General features: G+C 73.3%; 16 protein-coding genes and 1 pseudogene. 2 read left to right on the top strand and 15 right to left on the bottom strand.

Annotated features, from left to right (window positions below; all coding sequences use genetic code 11):
- Nucleotides 1-56: 56 nt before the first annotated feature.
- The 5 genes from CCS38_RS28495 to CCS38_RS28475 all read right to left on the bottom strand — a co-directional run bounded on the left by CCS38_RS28495 (nucleotide 57) and on the right by CCS38_RS28475 (nucleotide 3,939).
- Nucleotides 57-227, bottom strand: coding sequence for a hypothetical protein (locus CCS38_RS28495; RefSeq protein ID WP_030624574.1), 171 nt, complete (start codon nucleotides 225-227; stop codon nucleotides 57-59).
- Nucleotides 228-318: 91 nt separating this feature from the next.
- A complete protein-coding gene (locus CCS38_RS28490) occupies nucleotides 319-1,200 on the bottom strand; it encodes a hypothetical protein (protein WP_223736205.1) in 882 nt (293 codons plus the stop codon).
- Nucleotides 1,197-2,462: a glycosyltransferase family 4 protein gene (locus tag CCS38_RS28485; RefSeq protein ID WP_223736204.1), complete on the bottom strand. Its 1,266-nt coding sequence runs from the start codon at nucleotides 2,460-2,462 to the stop codon at nucleotides 1,197-1,199. The genes CCS38_RS28490 and CCS38_RS28485 overlap by 4 nt, the downstream gene beginning before the upstream one ends.
- Nucleotides 2,463-2,626: 164 nt before the next feature.
- On the bottom strand, nucleotides 2,627-3,178 hold the full coding sequence (locus CCS38_RS28480; protein WP_308050887.1) for a transglycosylase family protein: 552 nt from the start codon (nucleotides 3,176-3,178) through the stop codon (nucleotides 2,627-2,629).
- A gap of 146 nt (nucleotides 3,179-3,324) precedes the next feature.
- A complete protein-coding gene (locus CCS38_RS28475; RefSeq protein WP_223736203.1) occupies nucleotides 3,325-3,939 on the bottom strand; it encodes a LysM peptidoglycan-binding domain-containing protein in 615 nt (204 codons plus the stop codon).
- 576 nt (nucleotides 3,940-4,515) lie between these two features.
- On the opposite strand from CCS38_RS28475, the gene CCS38_RS28470 reads away from it, so the two are divergent.
- The gene (locus CCS38_RS28470; RefSeq protein WP_504740353.1) at nucleotides 4,516-5,328 is read left to right on the top strand and encodes a DUF8842 C-terminal domain-containing protein; all 813 of its coding nucleotides are present in this window, start codon (nucleotides 4,516-4,518) and stop codon (nucleotides 5,326-5,328) included.
- 259 nt (nucleotides 5,329-5,587) lie between these two features.
- Complete coding sequence (locus tag CCS38_RS28465) at nucleotides 5,588-5,872, top strand: hypothetical protein (RefSeq protein WP_223736202.1); 285 nt, start codon at nucleotides 5,588-5,590, stop codon at nucleotides 5,870-5,872.
- A 64-nt stretch (nucleotides 5,873-5,936) separates the two neighbouring features.
- Here the strand turns inward: CCS38_RS28465 and der are convergent, their stop codons facing one another.
- The 10 genes and pseudogenes from der to CCS38_RS28415 all read right to left on the bottom strand — a co-directional run.
- On the bottom strand, nucleotides 5,937-7,406 hold the full coding sequence (gene der, locus CCS38_RS28460; protein WP_223736201.1) for a ribosome biogenesis GTPase Der: 1,470 nt from the start codon (nucleotides 7,404-7,406) through the stop codon (nucleotides 5,937-5,939).
- 79 nt (nucleotides 7,407-7,485) lie between these two features.
- Nucleotides 7,486-8,142 carry a lysophospholipid acyltransferase family protein gene (locus CCS38_RS28455; RefSeq protein WP_223736200.1) on the bottom strand — a complete coding sequence of 219 codons (657 nt, stop codon included), beginning with the start codon at nucleotides 8,140-8,142 and terminating at the stop codon, nucleotides 7,486-7,488.
- Nucleotides 8,139-8,864, bottom strand: a complete 726-nt coding sequence (gene cmk / locus CCS38_RS28450; RefSeq protein ID WP_223736199.1) for a (d)CMP kinase — start codon at nucleotides 8,862-8,864, stop codon at nucleotides 8,139-8,141. Before cmk ends, CCS38_RS28455 begins: the two co-directional genes overlap by 4 nt.
- Before the next feature lie 163 nt (nucleotides 8,865-9,027).
- The gene (locus CCS38_RS28445; RefSeq protein WP_223736198.1) at nucleotides 9,028-10,113 is read right to left on the bottom strand and encodes a prephenate dehydrogenase; all 1,086 of its coding nucleotides are present in this window, start codon (nucleotides 10,111-10,113) and stop codon (nucleotides 9,028-9,030) included.
- Nucleotides 10,110-10,472 carry a chorismate mutase gene (gene aroH / locus CCS38_RS28440; protein ID WP_031064329.1) on the bottom strand — a complete coding sequence of 121 codons (363 nt, stop codon included), beginning with the start codon at nucleotides 10,470-10,472 and terminating at the stop codon, nucleotides 10,110-10,112. Before aroH ends, CCS38_RS28445 begins: the two co-directional genes overlap by 4 nt.
- A gap of 131 nt (nucleotides 10,473-10,603) precedes the next feature.
- Nucleotides 10,604-11,617 carry an ADP-ribosylglycohydrolase family protein gene (locus tag CCS38_RS28435; protein WP_223736197.1) on the bottom strand — a complete coding sequence of 338 codons (1,014 nt, stop codon included), beginning with the start codon at nucleotides 11,615-11,617 and terminating at the stop codon, nucleotides 10,604-10,606.
- Nucleotides 11,618-11,690: 73 nt separating this feature from the next.
- Nucleotides 11,691-12,782 (bottom strand): pseudouridine synthase, encoded by a 1,092-nt coding sequence (locus CCS38_RS28430; protein ID WP_223736196.1) that lies wholly within the window; start codon nucleotides 12,780-12,782, stop codon nucleotides 11,691-11,693.
- An 11-nt stretch (nucleotides 12,783-12,793) separates the two neighbouring features.
- Nucleotides 12,794-13,489, bottom strand: coding sequence for an SMC-Scp complex subunit ScpB (scpB, locus tag CCS38_RS28425; protein ID WP_037961689.1), 696 nt, complete (start codon nucleotides 13,487-13,489; stop codon nucleotides 12,794-12,796).
- Nucleotides 13,486-14,475, bottom strand: coding sequence for a segregation and condensation protein A (locus CCS38_RS28420; RefSeq protein WP_223736195.1), 990 nt, complete (start codon nucleotides 14,473-14,475; stop codon nucleotides 13,486-13,488). Before CCS38_RS28420 ends, scpB begins: the two co-directional genes overlap by 4 nt.
- A gap of 160 nt (nucleotides 14,476-14,635) precedes the next feature.
- Nucleotides 14,636-14,901, bottom strand: a pseudogene (locus tag CCS38_RS28415) (hypothetical protein); the annotation flags it as partial.

Below are 14,901 nucleotides of genomic sequence, written 5' to 3'. Positions count from 1 at the left end.
CGGTGGTCCGGAACGGCGGCTCCGCCCGCGCCGCCGTCATCGGTTCAGGCGCGCCGCTACCAGCGGTACCACCGCGCCCGGCCGCCTCCCGTGCCGGTGGAACGGAACAGGAAGCCCAGCAGCCATACGACGAGCACCGCCACCGCGATCCACCACAACGCCTTGAGAGCGAAACCGGCACCGAAGAGGATCAGCGCGAGCAGCAGGACCAACAGGACAGGAACCATGATGTGCACCTCCGCCACCCGGGTGCCCCATTTGTCATGGGTCAATCAGGGATGTCTGAGGCCGGGGGACGCGGGGGCGTCCCCCGGTGGTTCAGGACGGTTCCTGCGGTCCCACGACCTTGACCGACAGGTCGTTGTCGACCGTGAAGTACGGGCCGACGCGGACCTGTGCGCCGGGCGCGGCGATCGGCATCGCGGGGTAGGTGAAGATCTGCTTCTTGTCCGGCACGTCGTCCAGGATGCGGGAGATGCGCACCGGCTCGGCGACCTCGCCGGTCCGCACCCACAGGTCCCACCGCTCGGTGCCCGCCCGCCACTGCTCGGCCAGCGGGCCGTGCGGCAGGACGAAGGCGAAGTCCGGCCCGTCGCCGTGCAGCGGGATCGTGACCGTGTGCCCGTCCCGCCGGGCGCGCGCCTCGGCGGCGGCGCCGGGCTCCAGCGCGGCGCCGTAGAGCCGCCCCTGGACGGTGATGCCGTCGGGCGCCACGGTGATCTCGCCGGACTCCGCGTGCGGGCCGCGCAGCCAGCTGCGCAGCGCGAGATTGCCGTACTTGGTGGCGTACGGGATCCGGACGCCGAGCCGGCCGATGGCGGCCAGCGGGCGCCGGTCCACCAGTGACCGCAGGTCGTTCAGGCCGGGCAGCAGGCGCTGCGGGTCCCCGGCGTCCCCGAGGTCGGCGTAGACGTTCCAGCGGCCCTCGGCCAGCGCGACCGTACTGGGCAGCACGGCCCGCAGCCGGCCCGCGCCGTTCGGCCCGAGCGGCAGCCGGATCTCGTCGGCCGGCGGCTCGCCGCCGCGCAGCCGGAGCACCAGTGCCGCGCTCCAGACCGTGCCGGTGTCCTCGCCGGCCGTGCCGGGAACGGCGATGTCGAAGGTCAGGCCGCCCGCGGAGTCCGCGATGCAGTCGGCGCGCAGGGCAATCCGCTGCGGCGGCCGGGTGCCGGTGGCGGGCAGTTGCGTCGACGCGCTCATGCCGTCCGCACTCCTCTCACTGCGGCGCGCGCCGCGTCCTTGGTGGCGTAGGCGCCGCTCAGCAAAGCTCCTCTGGTGCGGTGGACCGTGGCGCGCAGTCCGCCCCGCCCGCCGCCGGTGGTGGTGGTCAGGTCGCCGAAGAGCGCTTCGTACCGTCCCGCGATCCGTCCGGGATCGAAGCGGGCGGAGGACACCAGGGCGGCCCGACCCATGCGCTGCCGCCGCTCATCGTCGTTGATCAGCTCCAGCAGCGCGCCCGCGATGGCGTCCTTCTTGCCGACCGGTACCAGCCGGCCGTCCACGCCGTCGTCGATGATTTCGCCGGGACCGAGCGGGCAGTTGGTGGAGACCACCGGCAGCCCGCACCGCATCGCCTCCACAATCGTCATCCCGAAGGACTCCAGCCGGGAAGTGACGGCCGCGATGGAACCCTTGGCCCACTCCGGGTCCAACGGGCTCGCCGGGCCCATCAGATAGACGTGGTTGTACAGGCCCAGCTCGTCGATCAGGGCGCGCAGCGCGGCCTTCTCGGCGCCGCCGCCGTAGATCCGCAGCCGCCAGTCCGGACGCTGCTCGACGACCGTGGCGAAGGCCCGGATCAGCAGGTCGTACCGTTTCACCTTGTCCAGCCGACCGGCCGCGACGACCCATTTTCCGGTGCCGTCGGCGGGCTGGATACCGGGCTCGGGCACGCTGTTGGGGACCGCTTCGATGCGTACGCCGGGCAGCCGCAGCCGCTTGCGGTAGGAGCGGGCGTCCGCCTCGGTCACCGTGGTCACCGCGTCCAGCCGCGGGTAGACCGCGCGCAGCCGCCGGACCAGCGCCCTGCCGTGCGAATCGAGGGTGAGGTGCTCCTGTCCCACGCGTGCCACACCCCGGCGGGCCTGCCGGGCGATGTGGACGTTCAGCCCGGGCCGGGTCCCCACCACGACGTCGGCCTCCAGGGACCGCAGATGAGCCGCGATCCGCCGGTCGGTGAGCGCACTGTACTGCCGGAAGCGGCCCTCGGCCCGCGGGAAGACCCGGGCCTCGTTCAGGAAGGCGGGGTCCTCCCCGTCGTAGTCGGGGCTGTTCTTGCGGAGGTCCACCAGATGCCGCAGCCTGACTCGCGCCCCGGGCTCGAACACCGGTACGTCACGGTGGCGGAAGACGGACACGATCTCGACGTCGTGCTGCTCGGACAGCGTGTCGGCGAGGTTGTACGTCGTCCGGATCGTGCCGCCGATGCCGTATGCGTTGTGAATCAGGAATGAGATATGCATCCGTCCCCGTATCCCATGGTTTTCGCGCGAACGTGGCCTGCCGTCCGCCTACCAAACGGTTAGACCGCCATTGGAGGTTTCGGGTTGGGTGCTTTCGCTATTTTGTTCCGGAAACGTGAGCAAATCGGTAGCCGCGATCGGGAACCTCGGGCCACCGATCCGCATCACGGATGAGTACGGAGGCCCTGTCCGTCCGCCGCGGGTACCCCGGCCCGCAGGCCGTAACGCCGCGCGCAGGCCGGCCAGGCACCCCAGCCCTGCTCGTCCACCACCCGCTCGGCGACCTTGATCTGCTCCTCCCGAGTGGCCAGATCCGGCCGCGGCGCGAAGGCCAGCCCGCCGGCCGACTCCCACGTCGACTGCGTGAACTGCAGCCCGCCGTACATGCCGTTGCCGGTACGCGCATTCCAGTCACCGCCGCTCTCGCACTGGGCCATGCAGCCCCACGGCCAGTCGTCGCCGGAGCAGTCCGCCGCGCCGAGGACGGTTCGCGTCACCGTGCCCAGCGCCCCCGCCAGCCCGCCGCCGGACCGGGGCTCCCGGTCGGCGGCCGCGCCCACTCCCGCGCTCCCCGCCAGCAGGGCCGCCAGGACCGCGAGCGTGAGCGCGGGCCTGCGGGTGGCACGGACAACGGTGCGCGCGCGGCGCTCCGTACGGGGCGGCCGCGGACGGGCCGCCGCACCAAGACGCGGGAAGAACTCCGACAGTTCGAGCACCGCCGCAGGCTAGCGGCGGTCCGCCGGACCGGACGCGCGGCACGCGCCCGAAGGACCGTGCCCCACCCGGTCGGGTGACCGGGCGGGGCACGCCGCCACCGCGGGTCCGCGGGAACGGGGGACGCGCGGACCCTGGCGGCCGGGGGTCAGACCGTGAGGCGCTGGCCGGGCTTGATCATGTGCGGATCGCCGCCGATGACGGACTTGTTGGCGGCGTACAGCGTCCGCCAGGACACGCCCTTGGCCGCGGCGATGGAGCCGAGCGTGTCGCCGCTGCGCACCTTGTACGAGCCGCCCTTGCCGCCCCGGGCGCTGCCGCGGTCGGCGTGGCTGCTGCGCACCGCGCGGTCCTCGCTCTTCCGGGACGCCGAGACCTCGCCGCCGCCGACCGCCGGCGCGCCGCCGGAGGCGTTCGCCCGGACCGAGCAGACCGGCCAGGCACCCCACCCCTGGACCTTCTGCACCTTGGTCGCGACCGCGATCTGCGCGTCGCGCCCCGCCTGGTGCGCGCTCGGCGCGTACTTGTGGCCGCCGAACGCCCGCCAGGTGGAGGCGGAGAACTGCAGTCCGCCGTAGTAGCCGTTGCCGGTGCTGATGTGCCAGTTCCCACCGCTTTCGCAGGCCGCGATGCGGTCCCAGACCCCGCCGTCCGCGGCGCGCGCCTCGGAGGCGGTGGCGGCCAGCAGTGCGAGCGGTGCGACCAGCGCCGCCCCGGCCAGGGCAGCGGTTTCACGACGCATGAAGCCCTTCGGAAAAGGCATGGATTTCCCTCTCGGAGAACCCGGGTCCTCCCCCGGGCGGCGCGCGCCGGGCGGGTGTCCCGCCCGTGCGCCGCTCCGCCCCGCCCGCCGCGGGTCCTGCGCCGCGCCGCTCCGCGCGTCTCCTCGTGGGGCGCGGCGCTGCGCTGGTACGTACTGCCGTGCTGCGGTACTGCCGTGCTGCCGGTTACGGACGGCGGGCGTCCCCGGGCGGTGCTCGGTGCACACGGCCGCTGAATGTAGGAACCCCGGGGGCCCGGCATCAACCAATCCACTGTCGCGGCAGGCCAGTCGGGCGTTACTAGAGGTACCGACGAGTTCCGGTCACCCTCTAGATTCCGCGATATCAGTATTTATCGGTCCGACGATCTCCGGGCCTGTGAGCCACCTCACCAGAATCCGAAACGTGGCTCGCACACGCGGTGGCGGGGAGTGACGGCTTCCGCGGCGGCGTTCACGGTGTGCGCCGATCGGTTCGATTACGTTCGCGCCCGCGCGTGACTCCTGCCACAGATCGCCCGTTGTCTTTTTACACGCCGGGATCCGCCCGGCTGCCGCACACAGATCGAGGAGTCAGCCGTGCCCCGCATGCTCGACGTCAGTTCCGACGTCCGCGCCGAGATCGGCGACGAGGAGGCCGACCGCCTGCTGGCCGGTGACAACGCCCCCGGCGCTTACGACTGCACCTCCTGCCGCACCCCGGGCGACAGCGAACAGGAGCGCACCAGCACCGTTCTGTTCATCGGCGAGGAGACCGCTGTGCTGGCGTTCGCCCACGCCACATGCATCCCCTCCCAGGTCGTCACGGTGGCCGAGGAGCAGCTCAAGGGCGCCGTCCGCTCCATCACCGGCGAGGCCCCCGCCGAGACCCCGGCGGGCCCGCCCGCGCCGCGCTCCGGCGGGCCGACGCCGGCCCCGCGCCAGGCGACCCTCGGTGTGACCTGCGGCCTGGTCCTGGTCGAGGGCGATCTGCGGCCCGCGCTCGTGGTGGAGCCGAGCGGCCCGATCGCCCGCCCCGGCTCGGTCGGCCTCGACGACGACTTCCTGCCGCTGCTGCGGGAGCAGGGCTTCCACCCGGTCGAGGACGTGGCCGTGCTGCCGGCCGGCGGGACGGGCTGGTCCGTGCTGCTCGCCATGGGCCAGCTGCACGCCGTGCTCCAGGACAGCGCCGAGAGCGGCGGTCAGAACGCCTGGTGGAAGGCCCACCAGCCGCTCCCGGTCTCGGACGGCTGGCGCGCCGCGGTCAACAAGTCCCGGACGGTGGTGGTGTACGCGGCGCCGCACGGCTCGATCGGCCAGCAGCCGCGCGAGGACCTGATGCGCGAGGCGCTGGAGAAGGCCGCTGCGCGCGGGCAGCTGGTCGCCATGAGCATGCCGCTGGCCGGCACCTGAGCCGTCGTCCGGCGGGCCCGCGGGCGGCCGTTCCCCACAGGGGGGCGGCCGCCCGTCCGCGTACGGATGTCCGAGGCGTCACCGCGCAGCCGGCGCGGCCCCTGCGGCTGCGGGCCTCCGGACCCCGCGGAAGTACGCGTATGCCCGCGATCAACCGATTCGCCACCAAAGGCCGCATCCCGCGGGGCCTCGGGTCGTTGGCACAGACGTGCACCCATACGACCCGTCTCCCCGCGCCCCGTTCCACTCCATCCCCGGCATGCGCCCGTCGTACGAGCCCGCCGCGCACCACACCGAGCGTGGTTCGGCCACGCCGATCTACGACGCGCTCTACGCCGAGTACCGCCGCTCCTTCCGGGCCCTGCCCGGAGACCGTACGGGCGAGGACGAGCTGAGTCCGGAGGTGCTGCGGCGGATCTGGCGGCGCACCACGCCCGCGACGACCGGCCGCCGCGAGGTGCCGCTGCCCCCGCAGCACGCCCGGGGCCACGCCCCCGCCGCGCTGCCTCCGGCGCCGCGCGACAACCGCCCGTACCGCCACTGAGCGCGCGAAAGGGCCCGCCCGCACCGCATCGGTGCGAGCGGGCCCGTCCCGCCGTTACTGCTGCTTACTTCTTGCGGCCGCGCTTCTCGCGCACCCGCACCGAAATGTGGATCGGCGTTCCGTCGAAGCCGAACTCCTCGCGCAGCCGGCGCTCGACGAAGCGGCGGTAGCCGGCCTCCAGGAAGCCGGAGGCGAAGAGCACGAAGCGCGGCGGCTTGGTGCCGGCCTGCGTGCCGAAGAGGATCCGCGGCTGCTTGCCGCCCCGGACCGGGTGCGGGTGGGAGGCCACGATCTCGCCGAGGAAGGCGTTCAGGCGGCCGGTCGGCACCCGGGTCTCCCAGCCGGCGAGCGCGGTCTCGATCGCCGGGACGAGCTTCTCCATGTGCCGTCCGGTACGCGCCGAGACGTTGACCCGCATCGCCCACGGGATCTGCACGAGGTCGCGCTCGATCTCCCGCTCCAGGTAGAAGCGGCGCTCCTCGTCCAGCTGGTCCCACTTGTTGTACGCGATGACCAGCGCGCGGCCCGCCTCGACGGCCATGGTGATGATCCGCTGGTCCTGCACGCTGATCGACTCGCTCGCGTCGATCAGGACGACCGCGACCTCGGCCTTCTCCACGGCGGCCGCCGTGCGGAGCGAGGCGTAGTAGTCGGCGCCCTCCTGGAGGTGGACGCGCTTGCGGATGCCCGCGGTGTCCACGAACTTCCAGGTCTTGCCGCCCAGCTCGATCAGCTCGTCGACCGGGTCGCGGGTGGTGCCGGCCATCTCGTTGACGACCACCCGCTCCTCGCCCGCGACCTTGTTCAGCAGGGAGGACTTGCCGACGTTGGGGCGGCCGATGAGCGCGATGCGGCGCGGGCCGCCCATCGCGGAGCCGAAGGTCTGCTGCGGCGCCTCGGGCAGCGCGTCCAGCGCGGCGTCCAGCAGGTCACCGGTGCCGCGGCCGTGCAGGGCCGAGACCGGGTACGGCTCGCCCAGGCCGAGCGACCACAGCATGGCCGCGTCCGCCTCGCCGGAGGGGCCGTCGACCTTGTTGGCGCACAGCACGACCGGCTTGCCGGCCCTGCGCAGCAGCTTCACGACGGCCTCGTCGGTGTCGGTCGCGCCGACCTTGGCGTCCACGACGAAGACCACGGCGTCCGCGGCCTCGATCGCGAACTCCGCCTGGGCCGCGACGGACGCGTCGATGCCGAGCACGTCCTGCTCCCAGCCGCCGGTGTCGACGACCTTGAAGCGGCGGCCGTTCCAGTCCGCCTCGTAGGTGACGCGGTCGCGGGTGACGCCCGGCTTGTCCTCGACCACGGCCTCGCGGCGGCCGATGAAGCGGTTCACGAGAGTCGACTTGCCGACATTCGGGCGGCCGACGACGGCGAGGACGGGCAGCGGGCCGTGACCGGCCGCCGCGATGTCGCCCTCGACCTCGGCCAGGTCGAAGCCCTCCTGCGCGGCGAGCTCCATGAACTCCGCGTACTCGGCGTCGCCCAGCGCGCCGTGCTCGACGTGCTCGTCGCCGGTGGGGATCTGGTCGTTCATGAAGTCCGTTCCTCGTTCTGCGTGGTCGATGGGCCGCACCGGCCGCCTGCGCGGCTCTCGGGCGACCGGTTGGTGCGGCTCAGCGGCCGGTCAGGCGCCTGGCCTCGGTCAGGTGGGCGGTCAGCCGCTCCTGGATGCGTACGGTCGCCTCGTCCAGCGCCTTCCGCGTCCGCCGCCCCGACCCGTCCCCGGCCTGGAAGGCATCGCCGAAGACGACATCGACACGGCCGCGCAGCGGCGGCAGCGCCGGTATCGCCCGGCCCGCCCGCTCCGCGCTGCCGAGCACCGCGACCGGCACGATCGGCGCCCCCGAGCGTACGGCGAAATACGCCAGCCCGGCACGGAGCGACGCGAAGTCGCCCTCGCCGCGGGTGCCCTCCGGGAAGATCCCGAGGACGCCACCGCGCTTCAGGACGCCCAGCGCGTCCGTGATCGCGGTCCGGTCGGCGCCCGTCCGGTCGACCTTCAGCTGCCCGATGCCGCGCAGGAAGGGATCCAGCGGCCCGGCGAAGGCTTCCTTCTTGACCAGGAAGTGCACCGGCCGGGGCGCGGTGCCGATGATCATGGGGCCGTCGATGTTGTGGGCGTGGTTGCCCGCGAGGATCACCGGGCCCGCCGCCGGCACCCGCCAGGAGCCCAGCACCCGCGGCCGCCACAGCCCGTACATCAGGCCGATGCCGATCCGCCGCCCGATCGCGGCACCGCCGGCGCTCGGCAGCCGGTCGGAGTCGGTCACGCGGCGCTCTTCTCCGCGATCTTCGCCTCGATGAGGGTGACCACGCACTCGATGACCTGCTCCAGGGTCAGGTCCGTGGTGTCGACCTCGACCGCGTCGTCGGCCTTGGCCAGCGGCGAGGTCTTGCGGGAGGAGTCGGCGGCGTCGCGCTTGATCAGTGCCTCGCGGGTGGCGGCCAGGTCGGTGGCCTCCTTGCCCTTGAGCTCACCGCTGCGCCGGGCGGCACGCGCCTCGGGCGAGGCGGTGAGGAAGATCTTCAGGTCGGCGTCGGGCAGGACGGTCGTACCGATGTCCCGGCCCTCGACGACGATGCCGCGCTCGGCGGACCCGGCGATGGTCCGCTGCAGGTCCGTGATCAGGCTGCGCACCTCGGGGACGGCGCTGACGGCGCTGACCGCGGAGGTGACCTCCTTCGTACGGATCGGGCCCGCGGCGTCCTGGCCGTCGACGGTGATCGTCGGCGCCGACGGGTCGGTGCCGGAGACGATCACGGGCTTGGCGGCGGCCGTGGCGATGGCGGTCGGGTCCTGGATGTCGACGCCGTTGGACAGCATCCACCAGGTGATCGCGCGGTACTGGGCACCGGTGTCCAGGTAGTTCAGCGCCAGCTTGGCGGCGACCGCCTTGGACGTGCTGGACTTGCCCGTGCCGGAGGGGCCGTCGATGGCGACAATCACTGCTGCCGGGGCGGTCCGGGCGGCGGTTTCCACGGTGACGAACACCTTTCCTTGTGCACGGGGCGGGGATCCTGCGGCCGAATGTGGCCTCGGACAAGGTTACCGGGTACACGCAGACACGTTTTCCCCCCAGGGGAGTGGGGGGTTTGTGACGCTTGCCGCGGGTGCCCGTGACGCTTCCCGCGGCCCCTGCCGGCGGATGGACCGGCTACTGGCGGATGGACCAGCCGCGCTCGCGGAGCGCCGCGGTGAGCGCGGGCGCCGCCGTGGGCTCGACCGTGAGCTGGATGAAGCCCGCCTGCTGGCCGGTCGCGTGCTCGATGCGGACGTCCTCGATGTTGACGCCCGCCTGCCCGGCGTCGGCGAAGATCCGCGCCAGCTCGCCCGGCTGGTCACCGATGTGCACGGCCACGATCTCGTACGCGGCGGGAGCGGCGCCGTGCTTGCCCGGCACCCGCTCGCGGCCCGCGTTGCCGCGCCGCAGCACGTCCGCGATGCCGCCGGCGCCGGACTCGCGCTTGGCCTCGTCGGCGGACTGCAGCCCGCGCAGCGCCTGCACGGTCTCGTCCAGGTCCGCCGCGATCTCGGAGAGCACGTCCGCGACCGGTCCCGGATTCGCCGAGAGGATGTCGATCCACATGGCCGGGTCCGAGGCGGCGATCCGGGTCACATCGCGGATGCCCTGGCCGCACAGCCGTACGGCGGTCTCGTCGGCGCCCCGCAGCCGCGCCGCGACCAGGCTGGAGACCAGCTGGGGCGTGTGGCTGACCAGGGCGACCGCGCGGTCGTGCGCGTCGGCGTCCATGACGACCGGGACGGCCCGGCACAGCGCCACCAGCTCCAGCGCGAGGTTCAGCACCTCGGTGTCGCCGTCGCGGGTCGGCGTGAGCACCCACGGCCGGCCCTCGAAGAGGTCGGCGGTCGCGGCCAGCGGCCCGGACCGCTCCTTGCCGGCCATGGGGTGCGTGCCGATGTACGGGGTGAGGTCCAGGCCGAGCGCGGCCAGCTCGCGCCGCGGGCCGGCCTTGACGCTGGCCACGTCCAGGTAAGCGCGGGCCACGCCGCGCCGCATCGCGTCCGCCAGCGCCGCCGCGACATGCGCGGGCGGCACGGCCACGATCGCGAGGTCGACCGGGCCCTCGGGCTCCTCCACGGTCCCCGCGCCGAGCGCCGCCGCCGTACGGGCCTGCGCCGCGTCGTGGTCGGCGAGGTGCACCCGCACGCCGCGGGCGCTCAGGGCCAGCGCGGCGGAGGTGCCGATCAGGCCCGTGCCGATGACGATCGCGGTCCTCACTGGGCGATGTCCTTCCGCAGCGCGCCCGCCGCGCCGAGGTAGACGTGCGCGATCTCCGCCTTGGGGAGGTCGCTCTCCACGTGCGCCAGGATCCGCACGACGCGGGGCATGGCCCCGGCGATGTCCAGCTCCTGCGCGCAGATCAGCGGGACGTCGGTGATGCCCAGCTTGCGGGCCGCGACGGCGGGGAAGTCGCTGTGCAGATCGGGCGTGGCCGTGAACCACACGCTGATCAGGTCGTCCGGCACGAGGCTGTTGCGCTCCAGGATGGCGGTCAGCAGCTCGGACACCTGCTCATGCATGTGCTCCGCTTCGTCCCGCTCCAGCTGAACGGCCCCTCGGACCGCACGTACCGCCACGTCTTCGCTCCCTGCGTCTCGTCGCCCGCAACGTCCCGTTCGAGAGGTACGTGCGCAACACTTTTACGGTACGCAGCGTATCGAGACCCACCGACAGTCGCCGTGCGCGCCCGCCCTGCGAGACGGCCGCCTCAGTCCCAGAGCCGGCCGAAGGAGAGCAGTTCGTCGCGGTGCTCGATGCGGTCCACCCAGGCCGCGGGCCAGGCGTCGGCGCCGAGGTGGGCACCGGCGAAGGCCCCCGCCAGGCAGGCGATGGAGTCGGAGTCGCCGGCGGTGACGGCGCCGCGGCGCAGGGCCGTGACGGGCTCCTCGGGGAAGAGGAGGAAGCAGAGGAGGGCGGTGGCCAGGGCCTCCTCGGCGATCCAGCCCTCGCCGGTGGCCAGGCAGGGGTCGGCCTCCGGGTCGGGGTTGCGCAGGGCGGCGTCCAGCCGGTCCAGGGCGCCGCGGCACTCGTCCCAGCCGTACGCGATGAACGCCTCGGGCGACGCGGCACCGGCGCGCTGCCACAGGTCGCCGAGCCAGTCGGCGTGGTACGTCGTGCGCTCGGCGTGCACGTACGTCCGGAGCAGGCGGGGCAGCTCGGCGGGGTCCGCGCCCTGGGCGAGGAGCCGCACCGCCCACGCCGTGAGATCACTCGCCGCCAGGGCCGTGGGGTGGCCGTGGGTGAGGGCCGACTGGAGCTGGGCCGCGCCGGCCCGCTGCTGATCGGTCAGGCCGGGCGCCAGGCCGATGGGCGCCACCCGCATGTTCGCGCCGCACCCCTTGGATCCGGTCCGGCTGGCGGCCGCCCAGGGGCTGCCCGGCTCGCTGAGCAGCCGGCAGGCGGTCAGGCAGGTGTTGCCGGGGGCGCGGTTGTTGTCCGGGGAGCGCCACCAGGTGACGTACTCGCCGCGTACGGGCGGTTCGAGGGTCGCGGCATCGAGGGGGCCGCGCTCCATGGCCGTACGGAGGCCGCGGGCGAGTGCCAGCGTCATCTGGGTGTCGTCGGTGATGTACGCGGGCGTGGGCAGGTCGAGCCCGCGCCACGGGCCGTACGCGGCCTCGATCGCCGGCACGCTCTTGAACTCGGTCGGATACCCGAGCGCGTCACCGAGTGCGAGGCCGATGAGCGAGCCGGTCGCGGCCGTGGACACCACGGATGCCATAGAAGAACCACCCCTTAATCGTCATGGTGACATTAAGAGGTGGCTCGTCACTGTGGCAAGCTCACGGTCCTGCTCAGAGGTCGACCTCGCGCATCAGCATGCCGACCTCGGTGTTGGTGAGGCGGCGCAGCCAGCCGGACTTCTGATCGCCGAGCGAGATCGGCCCGAAGGAGGTCCGGACGAGCTTCTCGACCGGGAAGCCGGCCTCGGCGAGCATCCGGCGCACGATGTGCTTGCGGCCCTCGTGGAGGGTCACCTCGACGAGGTAGTTCTTGCCGGTCTGCTGCACGACCCGGAAGTGGTCGGCGCGCGCGTACCCGTCCTCCAGCTGGATGCCGTCCTTGAGCATCTTGCCGATCTCGCGCGGCAGCGGGCCCTGGATGGCGGCGAGGTAGGTCTTCTGCACGCCGTACCGGGGGTGGGTCAGGCGGTGCGCCAGCTCACCGTGGTTGGTGAGCAGGATGATGCCCTCGGTCTCCGTGTCCAGCCGGCCGACGTGGAAGAGCCGGGTCTCACGGTTGGTGACGTAGTCGCCCAGGCACTGGCGGCCGTCGGGGTCCTCCATGGTGGAGACGACACCGGCCGGCTTGTTCAGCGCGAAGAAGAGGTAGGACTGGGTGGCGACGGTCAGGCCGTCCACCTTGATCTCGTCCTTCTCCGGGTCGACGCGGACGCCCTGCTCGGTGACGATCTTGCCGTTCACCTCGACGCGGGCGTCGTCGATCAGCTCCTCACAGGCGCGCCGCGAGCCCATGCCCGCGCGGGCCAGCACCTTCTGGAGCCGCTCGCCCTCCTGGTCACCGAAGGTCTTGGGCGTCTTGATCTGAGGCTTGTCGTACCGCGCGCGGTTGCGCTCCTCGATCTTCGCGTCGTACTCGCGGGGGCGGGCCGGCGCGGAGCCGCGGCCGCGGGGCCCCTTGGCGCCCTTGCCGTCCTGGCTGCGCGGGCTGGCCTTCGGGCCGCCCTTGGCGCCGCCGCGGGCCGCCGCGCCGCGTCCCTTGCGGGGCCCGTCACCGGGGCCGCCCGAGCCGGAGCCGGAACCGCCCACGTCGTAGCGGCGCTCCTCGGGACGGGGCTTCCCCGCGCGCTTCTGCTTGTCGTCGCGTTGGTTGCCCGCGCCCCGGTAGTTGCCCCTACCGCTGCTGTTCCTGCCGCTGCTTCGCATCAATGATCCGTCTAGTTCGTCTGACCCGTGTGGGAGTCGCCGTTGTCGTCTACGTCGAACGACGGCACACCTTCCCGGGAGTCGCCCTCGACCGCGTCCGCCTCGGGGAGGAACGGGGCGAGCTCGGGGAGCTCGTCCAGGCCCCGCAGGCCCATCCGCTCCAGAAAGTAGTTCGTCGTCCTGTACAGGATCGCACCTGTTTCGCCTTCCGTGCCCGCCTCCTCGACCAGACCGCGCTGCAAGAGGGTGCGCATCACGCCGTCGCAGTTGACACCGCGCACGGCCGAGACCCGGGACCGGCTGACCGGTTGACGGTACGCGACCACGGCCAGAGTCTCCAATGCGGCCTGTGTCAGCCGGGCCTGCTGGCCGTCCAGGACGAAGCTCTCCACGGCGTCCGCGTACTCCGGGCGGGTGTAGAACCGCCAGCCGCCCGCGACGAGGCGCAGGTCGAAGCCGCGGCCCTGACGGGTGTAGTCGTCGGACAGTTCGCGCAGCGCGATCGCCACGTCGCGGCGGCGGCGCTGCAGCACCTTGGCGAGGTGCTCCTCGGTGGCGGGCTCGTCGACGACCATCAGGACGGCTTCGAGCGCGGGCTTCAGGTCGAGCGCCGCGACCCCGAGGGCGCCGGCCGGCCCTTCGGGGGGCTCGGGGGCCTGCGCCTCGGGGAGGTCGTACGTCTCTTCGGCGGTGCCGGGCTCGGTCACGCTGTCTCCTTCTCGGTCTTCCCCTCGGCCCGCGGCTCCGGCGGCCGGTCGAACTCGTCCGTGACGACCGGCTCCGCGCCGTCCTCCGTACCGGCCCAGCGCACGGTCAGCTCCCCCAGCGCCTCGGGCTGATCGAGGGTGACCGCGCGCTCCCGGTACAGCTCCAGCAGCGCCAGGAAGCGGGCGACGACCGTGAGCGTGTCCGGCGCGTCCTCGGTCAGCTCCTGGAAGGACGCCTCGCCCGCCGCGCGCAGCCGCGCCACCATCACCTCGGCCTGTTCCCGGACGCTGACCAGCGGCGCGTGGATGTGGTCGACGTACACCTGCGGCTTGGCCTTGGGCTGCATCGCCTTCACGGCGAGCCTGGCGAACCCCTCGGCGCCGATGCTGATCACGACCTCGGGCAGCAGCTCGGCGTGGTGCGGTTCGAGCCCGACGGTACGCGGGTGCCGGCGCGCCTCGTCCGCCAGGCGGCGGCTGAAGATGTCGGCGACCTCCTTGTACGCGCGGTACTGGAGCAGCCGTGCGAAGAGCAGGTCGCGCGCCTCCAGGAGGGCGAGGTCCGCCTCGTCCTCGACCTCGGCGGCGGGCAGCAGCCGCGCGGCCTTCAGGTCCAGCAGGGTCGCCGCGACCACCAGGAACTCCGTCGTCTGGTCCAGGTCCCAGTCCGGGCCCATGGCCCGGATGTGCGCCATGAACTCGTCGGTGACCTGCGAGAGCGCGATCTCGGTGACGTCCAGCTTGTGCTTGGAGATCAGCTGCAGGAGGAGGTCGAAGGGGCCCTCGAAGTTCTCCAGGTGGAGGGTGAACTTCCCGTCACCGGTGACGGTGGCGTCCGCGGGCTCCGCGGGCCCGGGCTCAGCAGGCTCGGCGGGCGCGGCGGCCTCCGGAGCGGGTTCCGGAGCGGGTTCCGGATCCGTGCCCGGGCCATGGCCCAAGGTGCGGCGCGCGGTGCGCGGGGCGGGGTCGTCGTGGGTCGTCGGCATCGTGGTCCATACGCTGCGGTCCCGTGCCGCGCGCGGCGCCGGGCTGGTCACCGGCGGGCGGCGCCCACCGGTGCCGGAAGGCTAACCCGCCGGGGCCCGCCCGGCGCGGACCCGGCCGCCCGGGCGGCCGGAGTTCCACAGCATGGCCCCAAGAAGGCGCTCAGCGCCCCCTCAGACGCCTCACGAGGATGCTGGCGTCCCCCCGGGACTCCAGGTCCGCCAGGACGACGGCGACGGCCTCACGGACGATCCGGCCGCGGTCCACCGCGAGGCCGTGCTCGCCGCGCAGGACCAGGCGCGCGTGCTCCAGGTCCATCAGCTCCTCGGCGGAGACGTACACGGTGATCTTCTCGTCGTGCCGCTCGCGGCCGCTGGGGCGGCGGTTCGCGCCCCGGCCGCGCCGCCGCGCGGAGCCCCCGGTGGCCT

Source organism: Streptomyces purpurogeneiscleroticus (genome assembly GCF_020024005.1).
Taxonomy (GTDB): domain Bacteria; phylum Actinomycetota; class Actinomycetes; order Streptomycetales; family Streptomycetaceae; genus Streptomyces; species Streptomyces purpurogeneiscleroticus.
The sequence above is the reverse complement of the archived record's forward strand: the minus strand, read 5'-3'. Positions and strand labels throughout refer to the sequence as shown.

Bases quoted from the DNA above. Each gene is read 5' to 3' on its own strand.
- CCS38_RS28495 (WP_030624574.1), bottom strand. From the start codon at position 227: ATGGTTCCTGTCCTGTTGGTCCTGCTGCTCGCGCTGATCCTCTTCGGT.
- CCS38_RS28490 (WP_223736205.1), bottom strand. From the start codon at position 1,200: ATGAGCGCGTCGACGCAACTGCCCGCCACCGGCACCCGGCCGCCGCAG.
- CCS38_RS28485 (WP_223736204.1), bottom strand. From the start codon at position 2,462: ATGCATATCTCATTCCTGATTCACAACGCATACGGCATCGGCGGCACG.
- CCS38_RS28475 (WP_223736203.1), bottom strand. From the start codon at position 3,939: ATGCCTTTTCCGAAGGGCTTCATGCGTCGTGAAACCGCTGCCCTGGCC.
- CCS38_RS28465 (WP_223736202.1), top strand. From the start codon at position 5,588: ATGCGCCCGTCGTACGAGCCCGCCGCGCACCACACCGAGCGTGGTTCG.
- der (WP_223736201.1), bottom strand. From the start codon at position 7,406: ATGAACGACCAGATCCCCACCGGCGACGAGCACGTCGAGCACGGCGCG.
- CCS38_RS28435 (WP_223736197.1), bottom strand. From the start codon at position 11,617: ATGGCATCCGTGGTGTCCACGGCCGCGACCGGCTCGCTCATCGGCCTC.
- CCS38_RS28430 (WP_223736196.1), bottom strand. From the start codon at position 12,782: ATGCGAAGCAGCGGCAGGAACAGCAGCGGTAGGGGCAACTACCGGGGC.
- CCS38_RS28420 (WP_223736195.1), bottom strand. From the start codon at position 14,475: ATGCCGACGACCCACGACGACCCCGCCCCGCGCACCGCGCGCCGCACC.